This window comes from Cyclobacterium roseum (genome assembly GCF_010119225.1).
Taxonomy (GTDB): Bacteria; Bacteroidota; Bacteroidia; order Cytophagales; family Cyclobacteriaceae; genus Cyclobacterium; species Cyclobacterium roseum.
The window spans coordinates 1-12,076 of sequence record NZ_WNKF01000030.1 but is presented as its reverse complement, the minus strand read 5'-3'; the positions used below and the strand labels follow the sequence as shown (position 1 = coordinate 12,076).

General features: G+C 35.6%; 7 protein-coding genes. All 7 read right to left on the bottom strand.

Annotated elements, in window-relative coordinates; genetic code table 11:
- Positions 1 to 104 precede the first annotated feature (104 nt).
- Entirely contained in the window at positions 105 to 683 is a 579-nt protein-coding gene (locus GJQ68_RS22770; RefSeq protein WP_162419570.1) for a DUF4276 family protein, read from the bottom strand.
- A gap of 12 nt (positions 684 to 695) precedes the next feature.
- On the bottom strand, positions 696 to 1,880 hold the full coding sequence (locus GJQ68_RS22765; protein WP_162419569.1) for an AAA family ATPase: 1,185 nt from the start codon (positions 1,878 to 1,880) through the stop codon (positions 696 to 698).
- 607 nt (positions 1,881 to 2,487) lie between these two features.
- A complete protein-coding gene (locus GJQ68_RS22760) occupies positions 2,488 to 3,570 on the bottom strand; it encodes a DUF2971 domain-containing protein (protein ID WP_162419568.1) in 1,083 nt (360 codons plus the stop codon).
- A gap of 159 nt (positions 3,571 to 3,729) precedes the next feature.
- Positions 3,730 to 4,557 carry a hypothetical protein gene (locus GJQ68_RS22755; protein ID WP_162419567.1) on the bottom strand — a complete coding sequence of 276 codons (828 nt, stop codon included), beginning with the start codon at positions 4,555 to 4,557 and terminating at the stop codon, positions 3,730 to 3,732.
- An 8-nt stretch (positions 4,558 to 4,565) separates the two neighbouring features.
- The gene (locus tag GJQ68_RS22750; RefSeq protein WP_162419566.1) at positions 4,566 to 6,629 is read right to left on the bottom strand and encodes a DUF4365 domain-containing protein; all 2,064 of its coding nucleotides are present in this window, start codon (positions 6,627 to 6,629) and stop codon (positions 4,566 to 4,568) included.
- A complete protein-coding gene (locus GJQ68_RS22745) occupies positions 6,629 to 10,267 on the bottom strand; it encodes a DUF7149 domain-containing protein (RefSeq protein WP_162419565.1) in 3,639 nt (1,212 codons plus the stop codon). The genes GJQ68_RS22750 and GJQ68_RS22745 overlap by 1 nt, the downstream gene beginning before the upstream one ends.
- Positions 10,268 to 10,400: 133 nt before the next feature.
- A complete protein-coding gene (locus GJQ68_RS22740) occupies positions 10,401 to 11,108 on the bottom strand; it encodes a GNAT family protein (RefSeq protein WP_162419564.1) in 708 nt (235 codons plus the stop codon).
- Between the last annotated feature and the right edge of the window lie 968 nt (positions 11,109 to 12,076).

Here is a 12,076-nt window from a genome sequence, read left to right as displayed (position 1 = left end):
TCCAGTCCTTATCCATTTCCTCTAAATCCAGAAAAGGGGGTAAAAACTGTCCGTCCTCCTGCGCATATTCCATCACCTTCTCCACAAAGGGAAGGAACTTATATTTAACGTTGTGATACTATTTTTAAAACCCCCGAAATCAAATGTTGAAAGCTCAATGACCTGTTATTTTCCAGGTTAATAATTTTTCCTAGTTCTCTGGATGCATGGGATTTAGAGAAATTGCTTGTCAGTAAATTCATTTCCACCGAGCCATTTAAATTATCGGGGGTCCTAAATTTTGCTTTATTAGTTAATCGACTTGCCTTTGACTCGGGATAGATTTCTTCGACGGAAGCTAAATCTCCCAAATACCAGTTTTCCAGTTCCCTACAGGCAATTCTAATAACAAAATCATTGGAATTTAATACGGAGCAAACGGATCGTAACTCCTCTTTTAATTTTTCACAATCATTGGCATCCTGATCATGGATAACTAATAATTTAACATGATTCGGGAAATGTGGAAATGCCCTGACTTTATTCTTTAGGGATTTTTTTAAATCACTTTTCCCCTCATGGGGTCTTATAAAACAATTTACATCCAATTTAATTTCAGGTGGAAGAATTCGGGGTAATAGCCCTCGCAGGAAATATTCCATGGATCGCTCCTCGGTAAAAATCTCAATTCTATAATTCCTCATTAATTAGAACGGTTAGAACGGATTGCTTCCTACAAAATAGTTTTCCTTCCAGAGATAGCCAAGCTTATCCCCCTCTTTAAACAAGGCGACGATTTCCGGAAATTCGGAGGTCCTGTTGATTTTTGTATACCCTTCCTTTTTTACCAGCCAAAAAACTTCCTCTATCGATGCAGCATTCAATAAATCCGGGGAGTGACTGGAGACGAAAACCTGCCCCCCTTTTTTTGCATAAAGCCGGAATTCTTCCAACAATTCGGTAAGTAGCGAGGGGTAGAGTTGATTTTCAGGTTCTTCAATGCATAATAAAGGATGCGGATTTGGATCATAAAGCAAAATAAGGTAGGCAAACATTTTTATGGTTCCGTCGGACACATAATTTGAAATGAATGGGTCTTTAAATGACCCATCTTTGAACCGCAAGACGATTCTTCCATCCACTGTCGATTCTGCCGATATATCCTGAATTCCGGGGACCCGTTGTTTCATTTTATCGAGTACCATCTGAAAAATTTCAGTATGGTTTTCAAACATAAACTGAGCAACGATCGGTAGATTATCTCCTGTTTGAGAGAGATGTTCCGCATAGCTTGCCACCCTACTTCCTCTGGCATCTGAAATATGAAAATCAGAAACATGCCAATTTTCAATAAACTCCCTGAAAGCATTGGCGGCTTTAAACCGTTCAAACTGGCCTAATCCCTTGATGGCAAGTATATCCGCCGAACCTAATTTTTGCTGTTCCCTGTCAAGTTCCTCATCTTTTTTGTCGAAATCCTCTTCGTTGGTGATCGCAAATCCTTCTCCCCTGGCAAAATCCAGAAAATGGAAAGGCGAACCAAATTTCCCCCTTTTGTATCTCAGAACTTCCCTAAGGATCACCGGTTTTCCTTCTTCTTCCGTTATCTCAAGCTTATAGGTAACCAGCCTGTTTACTTTAGCAATATCCAGTCTGAATTGAAGTTCGATTTCAATCGGCCCCTTTTTACCCCGGGTTAATACTTCTTTGTAGCCTCCCCGACGGGCCAAAGCCTGCCTGACGTTGTTTCGTAATGCATCACTTAGAAAGCCAAAGACATCAAATAAAGTGGTCTTTCCTACACCATTTGCCCCTACAAAAATTGCCAAATCAGGCAATTTAGCTAATTCAACCTTTTCGAAGGCCTTGTAATTTTTTAACTTAATGCTTTCAATTTTCATAAGGCAACGCCTACTTTTATGCATGTCTTTTTACCTATTCCAAAAGTACCATTTTTATGGCAAATTGCTTATTAATAATCCCATTCATCTATTCAATAGCAACCCAATTCAGCAGCCTGTTCCTTTGTACGGATGAAATCGTTCCGGATACATCCAGAATTGAAAAAGATTGATTCCAGTCCTGAAAATGGGCACTTACGTGTAAAGCCTTTTTGCAAAATAGATATAAAACAAAAATTTATCCACAAAAAAATTTGGATAGTTACACGGATTTATTAACTTCGCTATCCTAAAAACCAACATTTCTATTTTAACTGCCTTGCATTCTTTGCCGACATATTGTTTTGTCAAGGGTCCTTTTTGAAACCAATGCCGTTGTGTTTTGGAGCAAAAAGGTTTTTCAATCAACTGCAAAGCCGAAAACCGTTGACAGTATACAGCTTTTTTCAAAAACAAATCTACCTACTTATCAACCTTTAGGTGTCGTCGCAGTCCCTGGTGACTTTTTGAATACCCTAATGCTTAAAGGTTTTCGTTTCATCGAGCTTGTGTTTTCTATGTAAACAGAAGTATGGCATTATTATGTGTTTGGCTGTTGAGCGTCGGCTTATTCTTCATAATATTCCCATTCAATAAATTCTAAGTCTTTCCCGTTTGTCGGTTTACATTCAAAGTATTGCAGTTCTTTTCGTTGCTTATCAAAAATGTGAAAGATTCTTTTCTTTATATTTTCAGGAGTCCGCATACCGAAATAGATAGCTTTCAGGCTTTCATGTGGATAATGTCTTATTCTTTCTTCTGGTTCTTGAGGGTTTCCAAAATTTATGTCTATCGCTCTCCATTCCTTTTCATATTTCCAAGGAGCGGTTTTGGTGGAGAAAACTAATTCAAGTTGATGTGCAAAATGATGTGTCCAAGGTTTTGAAAGAGCTATTAAATCACAATCGTATTCATTTGCAAATACTGGCGAGAACTCAAAAAAATTAATGAATGGCTGTTCGCTTTCATAATTTACTTTTCGGATTCTATCCCAATACATATGGGTTTCTAAATCCCATTTTGATAGCCTTTCTTTGTGTTTTTCGTAATCCAATTTCCTTTGAGGTCTTCCGATATAAGGAAAAAGACCTGAGTTCTCTAAAGCAAATTCTAAACAAATTCCTGAATGCTTGCTGGAATAGTGCGACCACATTAAAAAATCATCATTGCTTTCTGAAAAACAAGTGGCATAGCTGTTTTCAAGAAATTTGGAAGTTATTCGTCTTAATTCATTCCTAAAATTATCTAAATCAAATTGAAAGTCGAGATTGTGTTTCTGTGACGCTGATACAATAATACTTTCAATATCAATATCCCAAATTCTTTCTCTTTCATCTTTGAGATGGTTTATACTTTCAAAAATTGTTTCCCGAAATTCCGTAACTTTTGATTTGTTGTCATTAAATGCAAGTAAATCCTTGTTATTCTGCCTTTGGTTTTCAGTTAATGCATCAGTGAGCGATAGGGTTGTCTTAAAAAGAAAATAAATCAGGTATTCTACTTGTTCGGATTTCTCACAACTAAATTCAATACGGGCCGACAAATCAAGTGGGTCGTTCAATTCAAAGTAGGAAGCGAAATACAACTCTTGATAGTAAAGCTCCTTAAAAAGAAATTCTGAAAGTGGGCGATATTTAAAAAGGGTTTTCAATTTTTGATACTATCATTTGATTTTTTACTAGGGTCTGCTCAAATATTTTTTCATTATCCAACCTGTTTGTGGCAAGTTGTCTTTTGGGCTAAAATAGCTTACGTAAACCCATTTATGATTTACCTGTAACACAACAATTTCAAAGCCACACGGCAATTTTTAAATTACGACTGATTTCATTTTTGGCTTTATCAATACCTTGCACTGTCTCTCGGTAATTCTAATCTTCTTTTCTTCTTTAAGTTTACTCTCGTATAGTTTGAACTGGTCGTTTATTACGGTTTCAACTTCTTGTTTTGTAGCATACTCTGGTTTGGGTAACCAATTTCTTATTTCACTTGTAAATGCGAGTATTATGCTTAATAGTGTGATTAATTTCCAAAACACAGAATTGGCATCTGCATCAATTTTGTTTACCTTAATCTCTATTCGTTGGAAAAATTCTTTAAGCTCAATTAAACCTTCTTTTGAAACACCGTTTTCGTTATAGAGTCTTTCGTTTAATAAAACGGCTTCTTCTGTAATATCTTCAAAATCATCTATTAAATCCCATTTCTGCTGGTATGCTGCTATTGCAGCCAATTGTCCTGAAATGCCACTAATGGCAAATTGCCAACTATTAATTTGAGAAAATGCAGATTGATTTTTTGTTAGTGCTTCTGTTATGCTTCTAAGGTTTCCAAAAAGTTGCTCATGTTGTCTGTTTATAGATGTGATTGCATCAATTGCAGTCCGTGGGATTGCAAACTTTGATTGATGGCTTATTGATTTTGACACTGCTTCAATCGCTGAAATAGTAGGACTTGCAAACATTTTTTGATGTTGCATACTTTTTGCAATTTCAGCCAACATATTAACGCTACTTAAGCTTTTGGTAATGCTTTCTTGTGCTTTTAGCATTTCCGAAATTTGAGAACTAAGCCCTAAAGATTTCTGAATGCTTTGATGCCATTGAGCCGATTTAAATATGTCGTCAAATCCTGTCATTAATATTTTTATAAATTCGGTTCGTATCTATAATATTTGTTTTCATAAAATGATTTTCGGATACGAAATATATTTCTCCAAACCTCTATTCCTGTGTCTCCAAGTTTGCCATCAACATAACCTTCTTGTGAAATTGGAATATAACAAATGTTAGCAACTGGTATTACCATTTTAAACATTTCATCAAATCTATTCTTTGCTTCCTGTGTAAGATTTAAAATTTCGTAAACATTTTCTTTCTGTGCCATTGGAAATTGGAAGTAACCAATTGGAAATAAATGAATGTGCAAGTTTTTCGTAGTTGGCTTCTTTATGATTGTACTCTCTTTCTCATCCATTTTTATCATTTCGCTTCTCATTTTATCATACTCCCCTTTTTTAGCCTCTGATTCACTGAATATTTTATCCATCCACACCTTAAAATGTTGGTGAGTTGCTCCGTTATTTTTTAGTATCTCCAATTTCTTCCTCTGATCTACTAAATCAAATGATTCAATGATTGATTCAAGATCGTATAGAACTTTTTTAGATTCTTCGATACGATTCAGATAGTGAAGTATCTCATATTTTGTTGATAGTGCCACAACAGTATTTTCTATGTGTCCTATATGATAGAAGTAGCTAACAGCTTTCGATATTTTTTCTAGCATTCTTTCAAAGAATGGCTCTTTATTGGGAATTTCAGGTTTTGGAAATTCCGCTGTATCTTGGACTATAAAAACATTTGCAGTATAAACCTCAAATTCATAAGAAACTTTAACTTCATTGATAATAGCAATGTAGTAAGCGAAGTGATTTTTGGTATTAATGGCATCCTCCTTTAATTGCTGTACATTTTTAAACCAAGTTTCATTGGCTGATATAAATCTTTTGGCAGAATCAACTCTCAATTGAATATTTGGACCAATACTTTCTTCGAAGGCATTAATCATTGAAACACCTTTTACATACTCCATATTGTTTTTATAACCCTCGAATAGAATCAACTCACATTTTGCATTGAGTTTGATACTATCGTTTGCTTTTGGGTCAGTAATTATCGCATTAATGTCAGAGACAAAGTTTTCGTAACGGTCCTTTGTATTGATGTTAAGTGATTCAATATATTTCCGTTTAGCCTTTTCTAACTTAATATAAAGTCCAACATTATCAGCACTTTCTAACTGCTGCATTTTGCTTTCATACTCTGCGTTTGATATTAAACCGATTGAATATTTAACTGTGGCCTCAAAAAATAAAAGGTGATTTTTTAAATCCTCTGTCAATTCAGATTTAAGATTAGCAGCAGTTCTAAAAAATGAAAGAGCATCCATTAAATTCCCGCTATAATAATTGGCAATTCCTAAAACAAGGTTGTACTTTGAGGTTGAAGCGACATTTCCCGATGCTTTTTTGTGAACAAAAATTATATCCTTCCATTTGCCCTCATTGATTATTTCTAGTCCAATACCTTCAATTAATTTCCGTATTTCGCTATCGTCTGAAACATTTAAATCGTTGTCGATTAGAATTCTGTCACCTGTGTTGACGGTTATTGATTGTGCAATTACCTTTTCATTAATTGTTCTTTGAAACTTTCCTTTCTTTAACGTAAGCTGAAATATTTCTTCAATCGCTGATTCATTAAAAGGTTTTAAAAAACGTAATACGTGACTGGGCTGTGTATTCCAATTAGCATCCTTTTTATAAAGTGATTGAGCAAAATCATTTATGCTTTCATAATAAAATGTATTTGTTTCTTTAAAAAACAGGACATAAAAAGCGGGCATTGGGTTATTTAAAAGATAATTGATATTACTTGTATCAAGTTGAAGACTTATACTTCCGTCATTGTTGAAACCTTTACTATCAGTGGCTTTAAGCTGAATGACAAAACGAAAATTTAAGTATTTGTTACCTTTTTTTATTTCAATATGATGGTCAATTCCTTTATCTCTTTCTGCTTCAGGGCGGATTAGAAAAAAATCAGGGTTAAATAGAGGAAGAAAATAATTAGTGGAAATTATTTCCAATGTCTCATTAGAACTTGCCCAAGGCAAATTCATTTCATCTAAAATTTTGTCATCAATCATCAGCTCTCCACAATTTTTATTTCATCTTCGGTCAAGTCGTAAAGTTGGTAAATCAATTGGTCTATTTGGTTTTCTAATTCGGATATACTAGCATTTGGCTTATTTTTTTTGATAGTTATTATTTCTTTGACTATTGTTTCCAGTTTTACCTTAAAGCTGCTATCGATATTTTTAATAGGGATTACTGATAAATTTTCTTTGGTAACTGTTATTGTAAACTCAGCTCCCATAGAGAACATTTTTTTATAGTAATAATTTATAAGCTTTGAATTTAAAAAGGCCACTATTTGCTCAAGGGAAAAATCTTCATTAATGAGAATTAAATTATTAATTGAATTAAAAGTATAGTATTGCTCATCATCTAAACAACAAACTAATTTTGGAGAAACTCTTTGACATAAAATCTTCTTGGCTAAAAATGTTTCTTCTTTCCGAGGTCGATGTAAAGCTTCTTTATCGTAGTTTATATAGTTTCCTTTCCATTTGAACCCGTATCTGGAGATTTCTGGAGCTTCAAGTAGTTTTTTATACTTTTCAGATTCCTTAATTTTTGATATAAAATCGTTTTTGCCCGATTTAGTTGCAACTCCATTCCTAACATCAACGATTTCACCTAATGGGGTTGAATTGTTAAATAATTTTTCGAATAACTCTTTATCACTTATTGAAGAATTATATACATACCGAAATTCAGGAGTTGTTAAGAAAAAATCTTGATTAACTTGGTAATTAATTTTATCCCTTTGGTCGTTGAATTTGGTAACAGCAATAACATTATTATTCGGAGTTGTTTTCTTAATAAAAAATGTAATTGTTTCTGCTGTTACACCTTCAAAAACACCTATCCCGTATATATCCAAAGATAGAATTTGGTTATTGCGAACTACATATTCTCTAATACCAGCATAGGTGCTTGTTCGAATAAAGGTCTCAGGAGTAATAAAACTTAGGTAACAATTTGGTTTAAGTAGTTTTTGTAGACCTAATTCTAGAAATACACTATAAAGGTTAATTTTTCCTTGATTTAATGGGTAGGCTTCCCAAATAAAATTCTTAATACTGGCGAACTCATTGCCCCTTGTGAAAACATAGGGTGGATTACCAATCACCACATCAAAGCCTACAAAATCGCCATCATCATTTAGAATTTCGGGAAATTCAAAACGCCACTCAAAAGCATTTTCAAAAATCCTGTTGGCTTTTATTTCTTCAATTTCGGTTTCCAGTTTTTTGGTGTCTTTGGTGAGAGCTTCCACTTTTTTATTCCAATCGGCTTTTTCCTTATTGCTCATTTCAAAAAGTTGTGTCTGATTAGTCATTGTAAACAAGTCGCCCGATAGTTTGCGTAGCTTCTTTACTTTTGGGTCGTTCAAAGAAATTTCACTTCTGAAATCCGATTTAATGTCGGCAATCAGTTTTTCCATTTCTCTTTTCTGTTCCTTGCTTTCAGCATTTCGGTAAGTGTCAACGGCAATTTTATAGGTGTCAATCGTCCAGCGGGAGGCCGGCCCCTTTCCTTTTTTCAAGGCTTGTTTCAAGTCGGCATCAATGTCAAAACGGCTCACTAAGGAATTACCGCACTTAATGTTGATGTCAATATTTGGAAGCGTTTCGAGTTCCGTAGCGTTTTTGTAATAAGCGTTTTTCAAAAGCTCAATCCATAAACGCAAACGGCAAATTTTTACAGAGTTCGGATTGATGTCCACACCAAAAAGGCAACTTTCAATGATGGTTTGTTTCTCGTGAAAGAGTGTTTGCTGAATACGTTGGCTTTCCTTGCTCTTGGGATTGTAGTCAAAAAGTTCTCCTTCTTCGTCTGTTACAATCAATTCATCATTTACTACTTCCACTTCGTAGCGGTGCAGCGATTTGCCTTCTTTGTCCTCCAATATTTTCAAATCATTTTTCACCGCTATCATCTCATTCAATGCCGAAACGAGAAAGTGGCCCGAACCCACAGCAGGGTCACATATTTTTAATGAGTTGACAATGTCGTTGGCCTTTTTCCTTGAAATCTTTTGCGGAATTAACTCATACACATCTTCAATCCTATTAATCTTAAAATCATGTAAAGGATGGTTCAGACAGTATTCATTGAATTTTTGCACAACCGCTTTGCGAATGGTTTCACGGCACATATACATGGTGATGAAACCTGGAGTGAAAAACGAACCGTCTTTGTAGCCGTTGATTTTCTCGAATATCAACCCAAGAACGGAGGCGTTGATAAGTGATTTGTTTTCTTCCTGAATTTCTTCTGAGCCTTCACTGCTGAAATCGTAAGCATTGAGAAATTCAAAAAGGTATTGGAGCGTGGTTAAACTTCCTGTTCTTTTCTTCCCTTGCTCATTTTTCAGCACGGTTGACGAAATGATAGGAATGGTTTTATCATCTTTTAAATTGCTGATGAATAAAGTTACTTGTTCAATTTCAGTGGGCTCAAAAAGTGAAGAATTTAGATAGGGAACTTTTTCAAAAAGCTGTTTTACATCTTCGTTTCTCTCGTCATATTTCCGTGCCAATACCTGAAAAAACAAGCTATTCAGGTCGTCATAATTCTTGATCTTGTCAAGGTTGAGAAACGAATACGATTTATCGCCTTTGTGATAGGTGATAAGTTGGGCTTCCATCAATTTCAAAAACAGGATTCTGTTAATCCAGGTGATGGATAGTTCAAGTCCTACATTGAAAAGTTTTTCCTGCTGGGTGTTTCCAAATTGGCTTGGTCGTTCTAAACGGCTGATTTTATCCAAACTATCAAGCTGAATGATAGCATCTTCAAGGATGGTTCCCGTGTGTCGTTCACCTGCTTTGTTTCGCTCAATCAGTTTTTTGCTTCCTTCTTTGGTTTCTGTCAAACCGATAATGTGCAGTAGCTCACTATAAAAGCGTTTGTCAAGACTGTTGCTATCGTTGGTGAATGGAAGTTTTAAAAGATGTTCGGGTGATAGGACCTTAAAAAGTGCTATCAGTTTGTTGTCGTCCGATTTGTCATTATTACGAAGTGGCTTTTGATAATCCTGTAAATTAAAGTAGGTAAATTCAATTTCAGTTTTAATCTCTGCGATAAATGGCTCCGCAATTTGCCTGTAGAAAAAATCCGTTTTGGTGTCCGCCATTCGGCCACCTTCAAAGTCTTGAAATTGCTTAACGAGCTTTTTGTTTTGGGCAAAAAGTCTGTCGAATGTGGTTGCGTCAAAAATGAACCATTCATTGATATTTGTGATAATCAAATGCCTGGTTTCAAGATTGTTTTGCGCAATTCTTTCTCTGAGGTAATAAAGCACCAATTCCTGAAAAGCCTTTGTGTTCAGCTTTTCAGCCGTTACCATTTCACTTTTGTTGGTCGGCTTTTTGGCTTCAATGATTACTCCAACCGTGCTTGTAGCTTTATCTCCGTTGTGAATTACAAGGTCATTTCGCCCTTTGGTGTTTATGAAATGGTTTTGTTTGTAATAGGTATCCTTTAAAAAGTCTGAAACTAAATTCTTATGAAACTCCTCCGATTCTGCATCATTAATCCGGTCGAGTAGCTGGATAAGATTCGTCTTGAAACCTTCGATTTCTGTCCTGTTTGGTTTTACTTTCAAAAAGGCTTTGTTAAGTGCCTTTCTTGGGTTCAGTCTGTTTATCTCCATTTACTCTATGTCTTTCGTTTCAGTCGGTTAATTTAGTTTTTTCTGTTCGTTTTTCTGTCCGAGCGTTGGCAAAAACTAAATGTGCCACTTTGCGGCTCGGCTTTTTACACTGACCCACAAGGTTTTGGCGCAGTTATTCCTGTTGGCTTAGTCTGTTTTTCAATATTTTAGAAAAAAGTTCCTTCATCTCAGCTTGGTCATATTTAAACGTACTTATAAATTCAAATACATCCTTCCTATGATACCAATATAATCCAGATGAAACTAAGTTAATCAACGCATCCAATTCGGAGGTTTTTAATGAAGCTAAATGTCCTCTTAAAATATGTTCTGTATGACCTCTTTTATTATGACAGTTCCTACAAAGACATCTTAAAGAATCAATCGGATATTCCCATGGCTCAAATCCGTAATGATAATAACAATGATGAATTTCTAAATTTAAAGTAGAATTACAATCTTCAAATTTATTCTTGGCTCTTTGCAAAATAGCATACCTCTTGTTTTGCCATCTTTTGTCCTTGAGTTTCTGAATATAACTTTTCCCTACTTGAGTAACTTGCTCTTCTTCGATTTTATAAAAACCCAAATTCCAAGAATGTCCAAGTTCAAAATAATATCCAAATGATTCTACTAAATCATAAAATTCATCTGGGTCTCCATAATTAAGTATAAAGTTAAGACCTCCTTCTGTCGCAATTACGAATTCGGAATCATTGTGATAAGGCTCTTTCCTTTCTTTCCATTCTTCTATTGTATAAAATGTAGTATCGCCATCAATCTCATTTTTAGCGAGCCATAGCATTAACATTTTAACCATTTTTGCTAATTGATTGTCCATAATTGTTCAACGTATTATATCACTGACGAAAATCAGGTTTATCCACCCAAAATAAGCAAATAACCCCCATTTATAAGATTTTGAGCTAGGGATATCCCGTTACTTTTCTGCAAGAAATACCCTATGATTCGGGAATGGTAGTGGTTTTTCGCAACATGGGTAATTAGATAAGCACCCGCTTGTACCAGGTTTCAATCCTTAACCGGATACACGAACAATATAGTGCATTTTTCTTGAATGAGTAGGGTTGGCTTTCGGGAAACCTAATCCGGCTATTAAAAAAATCTGATGGAGAGGTTATACCGGATAGTAAAATTTGAAGAAGTCATACTTCCGAAATCACTAGGGGTACTTCACAAGTACCCCCCTCCACTTATGAAGTCCCTCCCCCCACTTCCGAAGTGGGGGGAGGGACTTCAAACTGACAAGCTTGAGGTTCGGAACTCGAACGTTGCGGTTCGGAAGTACCCCTTTGAAGTTCGGAAGCTCAGATTTTCACCCAAAAATGGGAATTTTCCGGAGAAAAATAAAAATTGCTGACATTTTGACCGAAAATCACGGGCCAGCTCATTTGAAAGGGGTACTTCCGAAGTGGGGGGGAGTACTTCGGAACTCGGCCTGTCAGGTTCTGAACCGGAAGCTTGGAGTTCGGAAGTGGGTCATCGAAGTTAAAAGACGGAAAATGGTGCCTTTTTGGCAGATCATTCGAGTAAAAAGCCGCATGATTAAAGGTAAAAATTAAACGTTTTCGATTGAGAACTGCAGATTTGAAGTCGGGAGGCCTATCACTGAGACCTGGAATCAAAAAATGGAGGCCTAATTAGGGTACTTCTCGAAAATTGAAAAAGGGTGCAGCCTGGAGAAATCCATCTGCACCCTTTAGTTATTATTAGGTGACATAAGCAACTTTTCTTTTTTTACACATCCGTTCCGTTGGTTGAAGCACTACCGGGCTTTTCAAACCGTTT

Coding starts and splice junctions, on each gene's coding strand:
- GJQ68_RS22770 (WP_162419570.1), bottom strand. CDS start 683: ATGAGGAATTATAGAATTGAGATTTTTACCGAGGAGCGATCCATGGAA.
- GJQ68_RS22765 (WP_162419569.1), bottom strand. CDS start 1,880: ATGAAAATTGAAAGCATTAAGTTAAAAAATTACAAGGCCTTCGAAAAG.
- GJQ68_RS22755 (WP_162419567.1), bottom strand. CDS start 4,557: ATGACAGGATTTGACGACATATTTAAATCGGCTCAATGGCATCAAAGC.
- GJQ68_RS22750 (WP_162419566.1), bottom strand. CDS start 6,629: ATGATTGATGACAAAATTTTAGATGAAATGAATTTGCCTTGGGCAAGT.
- GJQ68_RS22745 (WP_162419565.1), bottom strand. CDS start 10,267: ATGGAGATAAACAGACTGAACCCAAGAAAGGCACTTAACAAAGCCTTT.
- GJQ68_RS22740 (WP_162419564.1), bottom strand. CDS start 11,108: ATGGACAATCAATTAGCAAAAATGGTTAAAATGTTAATGCTATGGCTC.